Annotated in this window: 14 protein-coding genes and 1 pseudogene; 9 read left to right on the top strand and 6 right to left on the bottom strand. The window is 66.2% G+C overall.

Translation table 11 applies throughout. The annotated features are described in order from the left end of the window. Positions 1-1362 precede the first annotated feature (1362 nt). From O3932_RS06685 to O3932_RS06665, 5 genes and pseudogenes are all read left to right on the top strand, one after another. A complete protein-coding gene (locus O3932_RS06685; protein ID WP_009648909.1) occupies positions 1363-2085 on the top strand; it encodes an ABC transporter ATP-binding protein in 723 nt (240 codons plus the stop codon). A 202-nt stretch (positions 2086-2287) separates the two neighbouring features. After that, complete coding sequence (locus O3932_RS06680) at positions 2288-3076, top strand: ABC transporter permease (protein WP_296502816.1); 789 nt, start codon at positions 2288-2290, stop codon at positions 3074-3076. 9 nt (positions 3077-3085) lie between these two features. Next, positions 3086-4189 carry a sensor histidine kinase gene (locus tag O3932_RS06675; RefSeq protein ID WP_371537160.1) on the top strand — a complete coding sequence of 368 codons (1104 nt, stop codon included), beginning with the start codon at positions 3086-3088 and terminating at the stop codon, positions 4187-4189. 169 nt (positions 4190-4358) lie between these two features. Further along, complete coding sequence (locus O3932_RS06670; protein WP_371537158.1) at positions 4359-5000, top strand: DNA-binding response regulator; 642 nt, start codon at positions 4359-4361, stop codon at positions 4998-5000. A 51-nt stretch (positions 5001-5051) separates the two neighbouring features. Beyond that, positions 5052-5111, top strand: a pseudogene (locus O3932_RS06665) (toxin-antitoxin system protein); the annotation flags it as partial. A 216-nt stretch (positions 5112-5327) separates the two neighbouring features. Here O3932_RS06665 and O3932_RS06660 read toward each other — a convergent pair. From O3932_RS06660 to O3932_RS06645, 4 genes are all read right to left on the bottom strand, one after another. Then, positions 5328-6188, bottom strand: a complete 861-nt coding sequence (locus O3932_RS06660) for a VanZ family protein (RefSeq protein ID WP_299240877.1) — start codon at positions 6186-6188, stop codon at positions 5328-5330. Between the two features lie 212 nt (positions 6189-6400). Then, positions 6401-7144, bottom strand: coding sequence for an HNH endonuclease family protein (locus O3932_RS06655; protein ID WP_314569077.1), 744 nt, complete (start codon positions 7142-7144; stop codon positions 6401-6403). Positions 7145-7278: 134 nt separating this feature from the next. Next, a complete protein-coding gene (locus O3932_RS06650) occupies positions 7279-8778 on the bottom strand; it encodes an amino acid permease (protein WP_314569079.1) in 1500 nt (499 codons plus the stop codon). Between the two features lie 9 nt (positions 8779-8787). Further along, the gene (locus O3932_RS06645; protein ID WP_314735973.1) at positions 8788-9486 is read right to left on the bottom strand and encodes a TRIC cation channel family protein; all 699 of its coding nucleotides are present in this window, start codon (positions 9484-9486) and stop codon (positions 8788-8790) included. 215 nt (positions 9487-9701) lie between these two features. Between O3932_RS06645 and O3932_RS06640 the strand changes: the two genes are divergently transcribed. Then, positions 9702-10817 carry a PfkB family carbohydrate kinase gene (locus O3932_RS06640; RefSeq protein ID WP_371537153.1) on the top strand — a complete coding sequence of 372 codons (1116 nt, stop codon included), beginning with the start codon at positions 9702-9704 and terminating at the stop codon, positions 10815-10817. Between the two features lie 98 nt (positions 10818-10915). Here O3932_RS06640 and O3932_RS06635 read toward each other — a convergent pair whose 3' ends face one another. Further along, positions 10916-11638 carry an alpha/beta fold hydrolase gene (locus tag O3932_RS06635; protein ID WP_232204178.1) on the bottom strand — a complete coding sequence of 241 codons (723 nt, stop codon included), beginning with the start codon at positions 11636-11638 and terminating at the stop codon, positions 10916-10918. 339 nt (positions 11639-11977) lie between these two features. On the opposite strand from O3932_RS06635, the gene O3932_RS06630 reads away from it, so the two are divergent. Then, positions 11978-12274 (top strand): YtxH domain-containing protein, encoded by a 297-nt coding sequence (locus O3932_RS06630; RefSeq protein WP_371537150.1) that lies wholly within the window; start codon positions 11978-11980, stop codon positions 12272-12274. A gap of 26 nt (positions 12275-12300) precedes the next feature. Continuing rightward, positions 12301-13425, top strand: a complete 1125-nt coding sequence (locus tag O3932_RS06625) for a VIT1/CCC1 transporter family protein (protein WP_371537148.1) — start codon at positions 12301-12303, stop codon at positions 13423-13425. 153 nt (positions 13426-13578) lie between these two features. Here O3932_RS06625 and O3932_RS06620 read toward each other — a convergent pair whose 3' ends face one another. Then, a complete protein-coding gene (locus O3932_RS06620; RefSeq protein ID WP_371537146.1) occupies positions 13579-14487 on the bottom strand; it encodes a hypothetical protein in 909 nt (302 codons plus the stop codon). 153 nt (positions 14488-14640) lie between these two features. Here O3932_RS06620 and O3932_RS06615 point away from each other — a divergent pair, with 153 nt between their 5' ends. Next, positions 14641-15612, top strand: a complete 972-nt coding sequence (locus tag O3932_RS06615; RefSeq protein WP_371537143.1) for an ADP-ribosylglycohydrolase family protein — start codon at positions 14641-14643, stop codon at positions 15610-15612. Positions 15613-15639 lie beyond the last annotated feature (27 nt).

The raw sequence follows: 15639 nt of genomic DNA, 5'->3' as shown, positions 1-15639 counted from the left end.
CGGGCCCCTGCTGTCTCTCGCGTGCCCGCGGGGCCGGGCTGCTGTGCGCGCCCCACGGGTGTTCCGGACTGCTGTGCGCGCCCCACGGGTGTTCCGGGTGCCGGAGAGCCCGGCCGCCCGCGAGACTTGGCGTCCTCACTGCGTTCGGCGCCGCGTCTCGAGGCCCGCCCTGGCCCTCCGGGCCCTCCGGCACCCTCCACACCAGTGGAGTTTGTCCTTTCTGTGTGTATCCCATCCAGGCCCCGCCGCCGCCCACCAGCACCACAGCCAGGCCCACGAATTCCTCCGGCACCCTCCACACCGGTGGGGCTGTGGTGGCTGACGTTGCTCGGCGCGTCGTCTCGAAGCCCGGCCAGGCCCCGCCGCCGCCCACCAGCACCACAGCCAGGCCCACCAATTCCTCCCGCGCCCACCACACCAGTGGGGCTGTGGTGGCTGACGTTGATCGGCGCGTCGTCTCGAAGCCCATCCAGGCCCCACCGCCGCCCACGGGCACCGCAGCCAGGCCCACCAATTCCTCCGGCACACTCCACACCAGTAGGGCTGTGGTGGCTGACGTTGCTCGGCGCGTCGTCTCGAAGCCCGGCCAGGCCCCGCCGCCGCCCACCAGCACCACAGCAGGCCCTTCCGATTGTTCCGTGCTCTCTACACCGGTGGCGGTGGGATTTTACAGAATTAGGAGCCGGTTGCCGACGTGCCGGAGTTCTAATGATGCAAAATTCCCGTTTGGTGGTGGTGAAGCCACGACGTGAGGCAGTGTGGCGCTCAAAGTGCAGACCACCTCGGTGAAAAACGCCGAAAATGGGCTGTTAAGGGCGAGGTGGTCTGCGTTTTGGGCGTAATAGCCTCTTGTTATGGTGTATTGCTCGCACATAGACCCGTCATTGAGACCCTAAACCCGCTAATGATGCAACATTCCCATTTGGTGGCGCTGAAGCCACGACGTGAGGCAGTGTGGCGCTCAAAGTGCAGACCACCTCGGTGAAAAACGCCGAAAATGGGCTGTTGAGGGCGAGGTGGTCTGCGTTTTGGGCACAACGGCGTCTGGCAGGGTGTGTTGTTCGCACGCAAACCCGCTATTGCGAGTGGGAACCCGCTATATCGCACGCAAACCCGCTAGTTGGAGTGTGGGCGGCATTGCCCAGGCTCAGAACAGCAGGCCCGCGTGCGGATTAGGGGACCCAGGCTCGGAACAGCAGGCCCGCGTGCGGATTAGGGGACCCAGGCTCGGAACAGCAGGCCCGCGTGCGGATTAGCGGGCCCACGTGCGAGTTACAGGCCCACACCCCTGACATTTGTCATGGCTCCTCCTGCATCAAAGGACACTTCCGGCCCCATTAATACGAGCGCAGACTGGGAGCCATGAACACGAACACCACGCCCGCCCTTCAGGCGACGAACATCCACCAGTCTTTCGGCCACGTCGACGCGCTGCGCGGCGTGAACCTCACCCTCATGCCCGGCGAGATCGTGGCGCTCCTCGGCGTCAACGGCGCGGGAAAGAGCACGTTCCTGGACATCGTCCTCGGCCTGGCCACCCCCACGCAGGGTGATATCAGCGTCTACGGCATGAGTCCACGCGAGGCCGTGCGCCGCTCCCTCGTGAGCGCGATGCTTCAGACTGGCTCGATGCCGCGCGACGGGAAGGTTCGCAACACGATCGACCTGGTCGCCGCGATGCACGCCAACCCGATCCCCACCGACGAGCTCCTAGAGCGTGCGAACCTGACGAAGCTCGCCAAGCGCCCGCTCAACAAGCTCTCCGGCGGCGAGCGCCAGCGCGTGCGCCTCGCCCTCGCGCTTGCCGGCAACCCTGACTTCCTGATTCTCGACGAGCCGACCGCAGGTATGGACGCGCTGGCCCGCCGCGCCTTCTGGGAGACGATGCGCGCCGAGGCCGCGGAAGGCCGCACGCTCCTCTTCGCCACGCACTACCTGACCGAGGCCCGTAAGGACGCCGACCGCATCGTCATCATCGACGCCGGAAAGGTCCTCCTGGACGCCCCCACCGAGCAGGTCGTCGCCGACAACGAGGACCTCGAAGACGTCTTCGAACGCATCACCTCCCACGCCGACGCCGAGTGAGCGCTCGGGATCACGCGCCCGACAACACCACCACCGCCCCGATGCCGACCGTGCGCGACGGGCAGCCGAGACGCGAGAACCCAGCCCAGACCTCGTCCCCACGGGCGTCCAAGGCCCGCGCGAGACAGGCCCGGCGCCGTCCCAAGGCCGACGCCGAAGCCATCACCCCACGACCCCAGATACGACACACGAAGAAGGAATCATGACCACCCACGCACCCGCACGACCCACCGACCGACCGATCCCCTCCCCCTTCACGGGCGCGGGGAAGCTGTGGCGCGCGACGTTCCTGTCCCACATCCTTAACCCGTGGAACATGGCGTTTGCAGTGCTCCTGCCCATGTTCATGTACGCGATGTTCGGCATGACGGATGTTGCGCGCGCGACCCAGACCGGGCGCGGGAACTTGGCGGCCGCAATGATCGCGATGATGACCACGTACGGCGTGATCCTGGTCGGTGGTTCCCTCGGCGCGACGCTGTCCGTCGAGCGTACGACCGGCATCTCGCGCATGTACGCTCTGACCCCCATCCAGCCGTGGGTGATCCTGCTGGTGCGCCTGAGCGCACTCGTGGCGCTGAGCGCGTTCATCACGCTCATCACCTTTAGCTTTGGCCTGGCCACGGGCGCGGAAATGACCGCGGGCGCGTGGGCGGCCAGCGCCGCAGTGGTCATCGCATTGTCGGCCCTGGGTGCGCTCATTGGCTTGGCCTGCGGCTACACGATTAAGGGCGAGAACGCCTACAGCGCCTCAGCGTTCGTCATGCTGATGGGTGCCTTCGTGTCCGGCATGTTCATCCCGCTGGACCAGCTGCCGCCCTTCGTCGCGCAGATCGCGCCCTTCACGCCCCTGTACGGTGCCGTCCAGGCGATCTACGCGGTCGCCGGAACCGTGACGATGCCGACCGCCGCGTGGCTCAACATCGCCGGGTGGGCGGTCGTCACGGCGGGCATCGCCTGGTGGGGCGCTTCTCACGATACGGATCGCTAGGCTAGTGTCATGAAGGAGCGCTTGATCTCCCTGGCGTGGGCGGCCCCGTGGATGCTGTTCATGGGGTTCCCCCTCGCCTACGCCCTGGAACTGACGGATCCGGTCCAGCGCGCGGGCCTCATCGGGCTGTGTGCCCTTCTCGCGGTCGTTAACTCGGCGACGTGGCTGACCAATCCCCTGCCTGCGCGTAACTCCTTCACGAGGCCGTTCATCCTCTCCCACGCGGCGCTGGCGGCCGCGACGGTCGCCTACCTCGTGTATGCGGTCTCCCTCGACACCCCTCACGCGTTTATGCTGACGTCGTATCTGCTGGTCGCGTGGGTGTTCCAGGCACCGGGTAGATTCATCATCGCGGGTCTCGTGCCGGTGACCGCTATCGCGGGCGTGGCCGGCTACGCACAGGGTGAGCCCTTGTGGATGGGCTGGTACCTGGTGTTGCTGTGTGTCTTCGTGGGGGTGGCCCGCTGGCGCATGGAACGTTCGGCCCGCGAGCACCTGCGCCGCCAGGACGCGATCCAGCGGGCGAAGGCGGCGGAGCGGGCGCGCCTGAGCACAGATCTGCACGACATCCTCGGGCATTCGTTGACGGGGATCACGATGGTGTCCGAGCTGGCGGGTCGCCTCCTGGAGGCGGGGCGCGTGGAGGAGGCGCGTGAGCAGATTCGCGCGGTCACCGCGCAGTCGAACGAGGCCTTGGCTGATGTTCGCCGCATCGTTGCGGCAACGCGGGCGCTGTCCCCGGGAGAGGAACTCGAGGAGGCACGCTCGCTTCTGGAGGTTGCGCGCATCGACGCCGAGATCACGAATGAGGGCGAGCCGCCGTCGGGTCCTCGTTCGACCGCCGCCGCCCACGTGATCCGCGAGGGTGTCACAAACGCAATCCTGCACGCGCGCCCCTCGTGGGTTCGCGTCCGTCTCTCTCCGGACGGCGTCACCGTCACGAACGACGGATACACGGCCGCTTACGCCGCGTCGAGCGCGGGGTCGGGGGCGGGCCTCGCGGGCATGTCCGAGCTGGTCGGCGACGAGGGCACACTCACGTGGGGCGCGTCGGATTCCACGTGGACGCTTGCTCTGTCCTTCGATTCCACATCCGCCGCCCACTCGTCCTGACGTTGCGGGGCAGGCGTCCCTCATCGACGAGGCCGTGGCCCCCTCCCTGAGCACCGCGCGGTCCCGGGAAGGCGAGTCGGCCTCGTCCTGAGGGGTGAGCCGATCAGAGAAACGAGCCTCTTACCTGCGTTAGCCTTGTACCCCAGGCACAGAGAAACAGGAGGGTGACGTGACGATTCGGGTGCTCGTGGCCGACGACCAGGCGATGATTCGCGGGGCGCTGGCGGGGCTGCTGGACCTGGAGCGCGACATTGAGGTCGTCGCGCAGGCCGCAGACGGCGTGCAGGCTCTGGAAGAGCTGGGACGCCTGGCGGACTCGTCCAGCCCGACCCGCGCGAATGCCCCCGCCGACGTCGCGATCATTGACATCGAAATGCCGCGCATGGACGGCATCACGGCGACTCAGGCGATCCGCGCTCGTTTCCCGGGCGTGCGGGTGCTGATCGTGACGACGTTTGGACGCCCGGGGTACCTGCAGCGCGCCCTCGACGCGGGTGCCACGGGCTTTATGGTGAAGGACGCACCGGTTGAGACCCTGGCCGACGGCGTGCGCACGGTGGCCGCGGGCGGACGCGCGATTGATCAGAGCCTGGCGCTCGAGGCCCTCTCGACGGGATCCTCACCCCTAACGGAGCGTGAGGCCGACGTTTTGCGCGAGGTCGAGGGCGGCGGCACCATCGCCGACATCGCCCGCTCCCTGCACCTGAGCCAGGGCACGGTGCGCAACCACGTGTCCTCGTCGATGCTGAAGATGAACGCGCGCACCCGCGCCGAGGCGGCGTCCCTGGCCCGCGCCGCCGGCTGGCTGTAGGCAGGCTGTAGGCAGGCCATGCGAGTGGTATCAGAGTGATACCGTGCCGATATGGCAATAACACTCCGACTCGACGAGGATCATGCCCGCAAGCTCAACGAGCTCGCCCAGCGCGTCGGCACTTCCAAACACGACGCAGTGCTGCGCGCCATCGACGAGGAGTTCAACCGCATGCCCCACCGTCATCGTGTGACCGACGCGCTCAACCACACCGTTGAGCGCTGGGGGACGCACTGGAGCAACTCGGGCAGTAACGCCGTGCGAGTTCCTCTCACTCGAGGACTTGCTGGACATCGTGTCCGCACGACGTTATATCGGAATAGACAGCTACGCGCCCATGAAGCGCGAGTTGCGCGCGAACAGGGGCAGGAGCCGCACGCCCAGGTAGGTGCCCAGCGCGTTCGTGATGACGTCGTCGACATCGACGACGCGGTACGTGCAGGGCACGAGGCCGAACAGGCCCGTGTACTGCGTGAACTCGATGAGGCACGAGAGCAGCGTGCCGATCAAAAGCCACACGAGCACTCGTTGCGTGGGAATCGCACGCGTCAAGCGCCCGCCGTCGTCGGGCAGGCTCTCGGAGGTCTTGCGAGAGCGGCGAATCCGCCAGGTCATCTCGGCAAGAGCGCCGAGCGGCATGAACAGAGCGATATTGAGCACGATTGAGAGTGCATACAGGGTACCGCGCAGGGTCTCGCCATCGCGGAATTGGTCGGCGACGGCGTTCAGCGACCCGAAGGGCATGTAGTTGTCCCAGTGCAGGATCGCAGCGCATGCGGCCTGCGGGTCCGAGGGAATCGGCAGCAGGACAAAAATGAGCAGGCCCGTCAGGTAGAGGATCCACGCGAGCGGAAGGGCACGCGGCAGCTTCCACATGGACGAGGCCGTGGCTGAGACAATGGGGATCTCCGCCGTCCTGGGGGTGTCGGGATTCTCCTCACGCTCCAGGAGAGCACCGGTGTCCCGTGAGCGGCGGTAGATGAGGGGCAGCGCTTTAGACACAATCAGGTGCGAGTGGTCCTGGCCAGACGCCGATGCCGCGTCCGTGGCGGCACGCATGACGTGTGTGCGTGCGTGCAGCCACTTGCGGTCGGCGCGGCGCCCCAGGATCCACCACAGAGTGCACGTGAGCGCGCTGAAGCCCGCGTAGAACCCCAGGTCCATCGCCCAGTTGATTGCCGTGTACATGTCACCTCATTCCCTGAGGCGAACATTACCGGCATTGTTCGGGAACGTGCAGCACGTTGCGGGGTGTTCCACATCGGATGGACACATTCTGAGAAATTGTCTGGGATTCTCCTTGAAATCACTTAGTCAGACGCGCGCACCTGGCATTTGCATGCATGTGTCTATCACGCACATGCAACACTTCGAACAGGCTGACAGTTTCTGACTATCAATCACCCCGAACAGGTCGCCAGCTGGGTCGCCATCGCATCCTGCTCGGACTCGGTGACGCTCAGACCGTAAGAGTATTTCACCGCGATCTGCCGTTTCACGTAGTCGCAGCGGAAGCCGGCGTTGGGCGGCAGCCACTGGTCGGCTGACGAGGCGGACTTGTCCCGATTGGCCGCTCCATCGACCGCCAGCAGGTTCTCGGGATCGTTAGCAAACTCCTGACGGCTCTGCTCGTCCCACTGCCAGGCACCCGAGCGCCAGGCGTCCGCCAGGGCGACGACGTGGTCGATCTGGACCAGCGACGATGTCTTGTCCCCCCTCTCAAACTGGATTGTCTTTCCCGTGTAGGGTTCGGCGAGCGTGCCCGTGAGGACGATGCAGTCGTGCGTGCCCGGCTTGAAGGTGGGCCGCGCCAGGTCGCGGGCCAGGATGTCATTGCGTGTGTCGCAGCCATTGTGGTCGACGTCCGCCCATGCCTCTCCGAAGGCCTCACGGTTGTAATCCGGTATACCGGAGGAATCGTCTGAGGAACGAACGGTAAGCTCTCGCAGCTGGCGGGCCGCCTCGCTGTCCGGCAGGGTGGACAGGGCCTGTCCGCTGCGCGTCGGCGGCCACCCCAGGCGCGAGCGCAGGTCCAGCAGATCCCAGCCGACGCCGGGCGCGAACGCCCACACGAGGGCCACGAGAATCAGCGAGACAACGATCTGATCTCCAGTATTTTTACGGCGACGCCGTCTGCGTGCCATGAGGCCTCCTTCTGCCACGCGCGAGCCCATCCGTCCCATACGGATGGGGGCACCCCGACGCGTCGTCGGGGTGCCCCCATCATGGACCAAGCCACCTACATCTGCGTACTCGGCGGCAAATCCATGCGGAACTGTTACTTCCTCGGGCTCACAAGCTGTCGCACGAAGTAGATGCACACGATGATGAGCGTCAGCGCGCCCATCGATACCAGCTGAGCCCGGCCCTCGGCGCTCATGAGCATGAGGACGGCAATACCGGCCAAACCCACCAGGACGACCCACGGCAGCCACGGCCAGCCAGGCATACGAATCGCCAGGCTGCCTGAACGCTCCAGGGTCGGGTGCAGACGTATGAGCGAGACGATGATGAAGGTCCACACGATCAGCAGAACCATGCCGATCGCGTTGATGAGCATCGTCAGAATCGAACCGGGCAGGTACCAGTTGCCCAGGACCGCCAGGAGCGCCAGTGCAACAACCAAGCCGACCGCGAACTTCGGGGTGCGACCAGCCGCGATGTCGCCCTCCAACTCGGCGGCCAGGACGGCTTCATCATCCTCGAGGGCGGCCTCGACGACGGCACGCGCGTGCGCCTTCTCAGCGGACGGCGCGCCCAGGAGCCAACGCGGACCCATGTCGCGGGCGGCCAACGAGTAGGCCATGCGCGAGGAGGCGTAGATGTTCGCGGAGAACGCGGAGACCAGCGCCATGAAGATGATGACGTTCATGAGCGTGCCGACGGCCGGAACGCCCGCCATCTCAAGGATGGCGGCAAAGGCGTTGCTGCTCATTGCCTCACTGTCCCACGGCAGCAGAGCGGTCAGGAGGACGACGGAGCCGACGTAGAACACGAGAATGCGGGTGACAACCGAGCGGATCGCGCTCACCATGGCCGCGCGAGGATCCTCGGCCTCGGCCGCGGCAATCGTCACGATCTCCAGGCCGCCGAAGGACGTGATGACGGCCAGGAGCGCCACGGCGATGCCTGACAGGCCGTTGGGTGCAAGGCCGTTGTGTCCCACAACGTTCTGTAGGACACCCTCATGGCCGGGCAGAGGACCCACGATCACAGTGCGCGCCACCAGGAAGACGCCCACGCACAGGAACGCAACGATGGCAACGATTTTCACCATCGACAGCCAGGCCTCGATCTCACCGTACTGCCCAGCAGCCAACAGGTTAATTCCACCAATTACAACGACAATAACGAGGGCAACAACCCACTGGGGCACCTCCGGGAACCAGCCGACGAAAAACTTCGCCGCGCCCGTGACCTCCAAGCCCGAGACCATGATGAGCATGACCCAATAGAGCCACCCGATCGTAAAACCGGCCCACCGACCGATCCCGGCCTCGGCGTAAGCGGAGAAGGAACCCGTCGTCGGCAGCGACGACGCCAGTTCCGCCAGCGCCAGCATGACCGACACGACGATGACGGCGGCGACCGCGTAGGACACGAGGACCGCGGGACCCGCCTGAGCAATCGCGGAGCCGGTTCCCAGGAAGAAACCAGCACCAATCGCAAGGCCCAGGGCCATCATGGACAGGTGCCACGTCTTGAAGCGCTTGCGCTCGGGAGCACCGGGCGTCGACGCAGCGGAGGAGGTAGAAGGAGGTGTTGGTTTGGGATTCACACGGCCATACTAACGCCTCGTTCTGCGAAGAGCTTTCAACTGCGAATATGTGAGAGTGATGGTCCACTCACGGGTCTGCGGGAGCCTCCACCGACGCCAGTGCGCCATGCCTGTAAAGACCAAACCCACGACGATGGACGCGCCCATACCAAGAACCGGCTGGCCCATGTACCAAAAGATGACCGTCACAACCGAGCAGGCGAACGCCGGGGTCGCGTATAGGTTGTTGCCGCCGAAGACTCGCGGCACGAGGCCGGCCGAAATATCGCGGATCATGCCACCTCCGACGGCCGTCATGATGCCCAGCAGGATCGCGGGCATGATCGCGAATCCCGCGTCAAGGGTCTTGATTGCGCCGGTCGCGCTCCAGCAGCCCAGCACCATGCCGTCCGCTATCACCAGGAGCACCGACCACGCGTGCGAGTCCATGCGGAAGGCCATCGCGACGACCGCGCCAATGATCGCGAACCACAAATAATAGGGGTCGGTGATCGCCACGGGAGCGCCCGTGCGCGTGGCCAGGAGCATGTCGCGGACCATGCCGCCCGCGAGCGCCGTCATGATCGCGAGAATACAGAAGCCCACGGCGTCGAAGTTGCGTTCTCGCGCAACCTTTCCGCCGAGAATGCCATTGAGGAGCACGCCCATGAGGTCGATGGCTCGGAAGACCTCGGGCAGTGATTCGTTCAGCGCGTCGAGCAAGTGCATGGCAGTCCGAAACGTCGGTGAGTGCGGGTCGCCCTCATGGTACCGCGTCGCCTCGCTCGGGTGCGCGCAGGTGGACGGGGTCCGCCTAGTCCCGGCGCGCCCTATCCCGGCGCGCTCGCGTCAGCCTGGCCCCGGCCTCGTCCCGGAGCGCCTACGCCAGCCCCGCCGCGTCCCCGCGCGCCTCGCTCACCCGCCCGGGGTGCGACAATGTCCCCATGACCGCTCTCTTCGCCGGGCTGACGACCCTGGATGTGCTGCACCGACTCGACCATGTGCCGGACCCGGGGCTAAAGGTGACGTCCACGGACTTTACGATGGCGGCGGGAGGCCCCGCGACGAACGCGGCGGTCACCTACGCGGCGCTTGAGGCGGCCGCCCGCTCGCTCTCCACTGACGAGGCCGTGGCCGGCTCCCCGGATCCCGCAACCCGGGCGGACGCTCCGTTGCTGATGACGGCGCTTGGTGAGGGACCGGTGTCGGCCTTCCTGGCGGCCGACCTGGCGACCGCTGGCGTGAGGGTCCTCGATGCGACGGTCGCCGCCCCGACCCCGACCGGCACTCCTGGCCTTCCCGCTTCGGCTGTATCCTCGCCCGCTGAAGCCGCCGCCCCCACCTACCGCTCAACCCCACCCGACGAGCGCGACGCAGCCCAGGCCTCGGCCCCGCGTGAGCCGGCCGTGTCCTCGATCATCGAGCACCCGAGCGGGCGCATGGTCGCCTCGACGAACGCGCGGCTGAACGCCGACCCCGCGTGTGTCGCGGCGGACCTGCCCGAGCGCGTCGGCGTCGTCCTCATCGACGGGCATAACCCGGCGCTGGCGCAGGCGGCGTTGACGCTGGGCGTGCCAGAAGTGGGCGGGGAGGATCCTTTCGCCCGGCTCGAGGCTCGCCCGCCGCACCTGCGCGTGCTCGACGGGGGTTCGTGGAAGAACTGGCTGACGCCCCTGCTGGGCTTCGTCGACGTCGCCGTCGTGTCGGAGGATTTTGCGCCTCCGCTCCTCGTGCGCGCCGACGGCGAGCAGGTCGCGGGCTTCCTGCGCGGCTTCGGCATCACGCGGGTGGTGCGCACGCGCGGCGAGCGGCCCGTGCAGTACTGGTGGGACGGCGTACACGGCGAGGTTCCCGTGCACGAGGTTCCCGACGCCTCGACGATGGGCGCGGGCGACGCGTTTCATGGGGCGTTCGTGTGGGCGCTCGAGCGCGCGGGGGCCACTGATCCGGAGCGCCTCATCCGTTTCGCGTCGGCGGTGGCTGGGGTGTCGGTGTCCTCCTTCGGCACGAGGCAGTGGCTGACGTCCCCGGTCCTGGCTGAGCTGGTGCGAGCCTGGTAGGAGCCTGCAGAAGCCAGCCACCGCCACGAGCCTCCGAGCGGACCTAGCCGGGCCACCAGCAGCACCCGGCACCATCCACAACCCGGAAACGGTACCCGCTACCTCCCGACGGGCACCCAGCGGGTAGCCCACTGGGTGGCCACGTCAGGCAGGGTAGGAAGGTTGGCGGCCGACGCGGAGGAGGACGCGTGCGCGATGCGTTCCACGGCCTCGTCGCTGACGGGCACGCCCTCGATGGGCGTGTATTCGACGGCGATGCCGACGGGCGGCGCGGTCATGTCGAGGACGGACCCGTCGGGCAGGAGGGGGAAGGCGTCACGGGTGCGGTCGAGCAGCCCGGTTTCCTCGTCGAAGGCGTCGTGCGTGATGAGAACGGGCACGCTCACGCCGCGTATCACCTTCTCGCTGGAGACCATGGACATGTCGGCGAGGGTCCCCTTGTTGATGGTGAAGTGGCGCCGCACGGACTCGGAGTCGTCGGGCACGGTGGTGGTGCCGTGGCGCTCGAGGTCGGAGAGCTGCACGTCGGAGAACACCATGTCCCAGTCGTAGGAGAGGGGGCCGAGCACCGGGGAGACCAGCACGTAGGTCTGCACGGCGGGCGAGTGGGCGCGCAGGGCGACGGTAGCGCCGAATTCGTGACCCACGCAGATTTGGCGCGTGAATCCCTGGTCGGCCAGCCAGCCGGAGGCTGCCCGGAAGTCTTCGATGAGCGGGTCGAAGGTGATGATTTCGTCGCCCGAGCTGCCGTGGCCGGAGTAGTCGAAAGCAAGGGTCGCATACCCGGCGCTGCGCAGCACGCGCCCGAGTGAGTCGAACATGCCCGATGCGTGACGATCCGACAAAAAGGTGTGAGAAAAGATCACCGCAGCATCGTGGGAATCCACCGGGCGCGTGAATGTCCCGGAGATGGACACTCCCCGGGGGGTCTGAATCGTTATCTGGCTCACGTGTTAAACATAGCGCGTTTGACGCTTCGAAGGAAAGGGGGTGCCCACAGTGTGCGCATGTGTGACAGGGGCGTGCGAGCCAGGCCGGGCGACCACTAAGATAAGGGTGAATATGCGCCGGTGAGAATGCCTGCGCGAGGGCGCCCGTTCTGCCTGTGCGGGCGGCGTCCGGCCCACGCGGGCACCCCACGCAGCGAGAAAAGGACAGTTATGGGTACCAAGACCGGCCTCCTCATTGGAGTTTGCATCGGATACGTGCTGGGCGCGCGCGCCGGGCGCGAGCGTTACGACCAGATCCGCGCCGGCGCGGCGAAGGTTCGTCGCTTCCCGATTGTTGCTCGTCCGCTGGATGCAGCCGGCCAGAAGGTGTCCGACATCGTGCGCGCGGGCGGCGAGCAGGTGACCGATAAGGTTGCCGACGCCGTCAAGGAGCGCCTGTTCGGTGCCCCCGCCTCGAAGCCCGCCACCGTTGACGGGGAGCTAGCCACGGCACCGACCCGGCATTGAGCGCTCAGGGGAACGAGGCCTCGACAATGAACGCGGACCAGGCGGCCTCCAACCGGGAGCCGACGCGCGCGCAGATTAAGCGCTGGCGGAAGCACTTGGCGGAGGAGCGCATGGAGGCGCGCACCTACCGCGACCTGTCGGAGCGCCGCACGGGTGAAGAGCGCGCGGTTCTACTCCAGTTGGAGGAGGCGGAGCGCCGCCACGAGGAGTATTGGCTGGCGCGCCTGGGCGAGAACGCTTTGCCTGCGCCGAAGCCGCCGTTACGTACGCGCGCGGCGTCGCTATTGGCACACCTCTTTGGCACGATTTTCATTCTGGCGATGGCTCAGCGCGCGGAACAGCGGTCTTCGCGCGACGTGGATGATGATGTGCCGGCGCACATGCAGGCGGATGAGCATATTCACGCCGAGGTCATCCGGTCCCTGGCGGCGAAGTCCCGCGAGACCCTGGCGGGCACGTTCCGCGCGGCGGTTTTCGGGGCGAACGACGGCCTCGTGTCGAACTTGGCTCTCGTGCTGGGCGTCGCAGCGTCGGGTATGGAGCCGCACGTCGTTCTCCTGACGGGCGTGTCGGGCCTGCTCGCAGGCGCCCTGTCGATGGCGGCCGGCGAGTGGGTGAGTGTACACAGTCAGCGTGAGCTGCTGGACGCCTCGATTCCGGACCCGGACGCACATCAGGCGGTCACGGACCTGGATGTGAACGCGAACGAGCTGGCCCTGGTGTTCCGTGCGCGTGGCGAGAGCGAGGAGGAGGCCGAGGCGCACGCCGCGCAGGTTTTCGCGAAGCTCGCCAAGCCCGCGACCGGCGAGTCCGGCGCGATTGCCGTGCGCGCCGCGCTGGACGGCCAAGAGTCGGACGGCGCGGGCGAGCAGGTGGGCACGCCCATGAACGCGGCCCTGTCGTCGTTCTGTTTCTTCGCTACGGGTGCGTTCTTCCCGCTGATTCCCTACATTCTGGGATTGACTGGCCTGACCGCAATCATTGTCGCGGCCGCGATTGTCGGAGTCGCCCTGCTGTTTACGGGCGGCGTGGTCGGTATCCTGTCGGGCCAGCCTCCGATGCCTCGCGCGCTGCGCCAGCTCCTGGTTGGCTTTGGCGCGGCGGGCGTCACCTACCTGCTGGGCTTGCTATTCGGCACGTCGGTGTCCTGACGCTCCCGCCGGGACGGAACGGGACGAGGCCGGGGCCGCCTCGCGCTTCCCCTGACCTCAGGGGCGTGGTGAGGCGGCCCAGCTTTCCTGTATCGTCACGCGGTCACATTGGCGCGACTGGTTGTCGCGCGAGAGCGCCCGCAGGGTGCCGTGTCACCACGGCCAGTAACGCTGGTTTTGTGTCGGCCTGGGCTCTATCCTGTGCCCGTGTTCGCCGACGACTTGATCGAAGATGTCGCCGGAGTCGACGATGTCAAATTGCCATCCGATACGACGCCCATGACCGTCAGCGGCATCTGACTCGAACACGTCTTCCCACGTGTCCGGCTTGATACGGAAGAGGGCACGCGTGACGCCACGATAGGCAGCAACAACGTACTCAATGCCCTTTTGCTGAATCGAATCCTTACTTAAAGGCCACCACGAGCAAGTAGACTCACCAATTTCTTGGTAGTGCTGTTTGCGCACGGAGGACTCGAGCCACTCCCGTTTGTAGCCGTACCCCTGACGGGTTCCTCCTGGAATGTCAGACTCATCGTCCACCCAGTCCCCCAGCGGAAAAATGAGGAGCGGCTCGTCATACTCGAGTACGGGAGCAGCCTTCTCCTCGATCAACCTCTCAAGACGCACGATCCCATGTCCACGAGAAGCTTCCTTGCGGAGATTTGTCAGTTGCTTTCGAGCCCCATCGGGATGACGCGACTCCCCCTTGTCTAGCGGCACGACCGGGAAAGACGTCAGGAGGTCGATACACGCGGCTTCCACCTGCGTATATTCAGCCTTGTTCAGCCCATGACGAATAATCCAGATGTCAATATCGCCGTCATGTTCGCGGATTTTACGCACTTTGTCTGAAAGTGCCTGCTCGTCCACCTCAGTCTCAAGGTCTCCGCCATCATAGGTCCACAGGGCTTCTCGGCCGTGAGCCGCAAAGCGGTCCCCTGTTCCTTTTCCAATGTAGAAAGGAATTCCATCATTAGGATCGACGAGCGCGTAGACATAGTGCCCGAGTTCGTCGGCAACCTGCCGAAGAACGTCGGGGGATATCTCATCTTTTGTCACGGACACCATTGTTCGCCTCTTTCTCTAGAGGAATAGGAGCACCTACAATTTTACAGGTAGGCTACGACCTTCGCTGTGTTCATCGGTGTCGTTTGCGAGGCCAGCGGCGCAGGCGTGGACCCAGGCGCGTGCGGCCTGTGGCACACTGTGGGCATGGTGGATTTTCTTTCTCGCGCGCGCGGTGCCCTGGTGGGCCTGGCGGTTGGCGACGCACTGGGCACGACGAACGAGTTTCAACCTGCGGGTTCTTTCGAACCGATCACGGACATGGTCGGCGGAGGCGTCTTCGGCCTCGAACCAGGCCAGTGGACAGACGACACGTCGATGGCGCTGTGCCTGGCGGATTCGCTGCTGGCGCAGGGCCGTTACGATTCGTTTGACGTGATGGAACGCTACGAGCGCTGGTACTCGGAGGGCTACCGCTCGTCGACGGGCGTGTGTTTCGATATCGGCAACCAGGTGTCGCGCGCCCTGTGGGACTTCCGCGCACACCCGCGCGTGCCCGTGGATGCGGTGCGCACGACCAGCGCGGGCAACGGCGCGATCATGCGCCTGGCGCCCGTCGTCATCGCCGGATTCGAGGCGCGCGACCCCCGCGAGATCGTTGCGACCGCTGGCTTGAGCGCCCGCGAGACGCATTTTTCTGCCGAGGCCGAGGCCGCCACCGAGGTTTTCACCGCCCTCCTCGTGGGCGCGCTACTGGGCTGGCCACCTGAGCGGATCGTGGACGTCGCGTGGGCTTCAACGGGAGCGGCGTTCGACGACGTGGCCGCGCGTGTGATCAGCGCGGACCCGGCCGAGCGCGCCTCGTGGGAGGCACACACCAGCGGTTATATCATTCACGGCTTGCGCCTCGCGGTGCACGGCCTGCTCGATGTCGATTCTTTCGACGAGGCCGTCCTGGCCATCGCGAACATGGGCGGGGACGCGGACACGAACGCCGCGATCTACGGGCAGCTGGGCGGCGCGTACTGTGGGGTCGAGGCCATCCCGGCCTCGTGGAGAAACGCCCTGTATGAGGGTGAGCAGATCGACGCGCTGGCTCGCGCGCTGGTGGAATTGCGTCTGGAGGCACCGCTCACGCGCTTCGACGAGGACCTGCAGGGCGAGGCCCCCTCCGCCTGACCGGCATCTTCCACGGCGCGGCGGGCG

The sequence above is a fragment of the Pauljensenia sp. 20925_1_25 genome (assembly GCF_041433955.1).
GTDB lineage: Bacteria > Actinomycetota > Actinomycetes > Actinomycetales > Actinomycetaceae > Pauljensenia.
Note: the sequence above shows the minus strand (reverse complement) of the source record. Positions and strands in the feature narration are given on the sequence as shown.

Excerpts from the sequence above, each read along its gene's own strand:
- O3932_RS06680 (WP_296502816.1), top strand. The coding sequence starts at position 2,288 with ATGACCACCCACGCACCCGCACGACCCACCGACCGACCGATCCCCTCC.
- O3932_RS06630 (WP_371537150.1), top strand. The coding sequence starts at position 11,978 with ATGGGTACCAAGACCGGCCTCCTCATTGGAGTTTGCATCGGATACGTG.
- O3932_RS06645 (WP_314735973.1), bottom strand. The coding sequence starts at position 9,486 with ATGCACTTGCTCGACGCGCTGAACGAATCACTGCCCGAGGTCTTCCGA.
- O3932_RS06660 (WP_299240877.1), bottom strand. The coding sequence starts at position 6,188 with ATGTACACGGCAATCAACTGGGCGATGGACCTGGGGTTCTACGCGGGC.
- O3932_RS06635 (WP_232204178.1), bottom strand. The coding sequence starts at position 11,638 with ATGTTCGACTCACTCGGGCGCGTGCTGCGCAGCGCCGGGTATGCGACC.
- O3932_RS06655 (WP_314569077.1), bottom strand. The coding sequence starts at position 7,144 with ATGGCACGCAGACGGCGTCGCCGTAAAAATACTGGAGATCAGATCGTT.
- O3932_RS06615 (WP_371537143.1), top strand. The coding sequence starts at position 14,641 with ATGGTGGATTTTCTTTCTCGCGCGCGCGGTGCCCTGGTGGGCCTGGCG.
- O3932_RS06685 (WP_009648909.1), top strand. The coding sequence starts at position 1,363 with ATGAACACGAACACCACGCCCGCCCTTCAGGCGACGAACATCCACCAG.
- O3932_RS06675 (WP_371537160.1), top strand. The coding sequence starts at position 3,086 with ATGAAGGAGCGCTTGATCTCCCTGGCGTGGGCGGCCCCGTGGATGCTG.
- O3932_RS06625 (WP_371537148.1), top strand. The coding sequence starts at position 12,301 with ATGAACGCGGACCAGGCGGCCTCCAACCGGGAGCCGACGCGCGCGCAG.
- O3932_RS06640 (WP_371537153.1), top strand. The coding sequence starts at position 9,702 with ATGACCGCTCTCTTCGCCGGGCTGACGACCCTGGATGTGCTGCACCGA.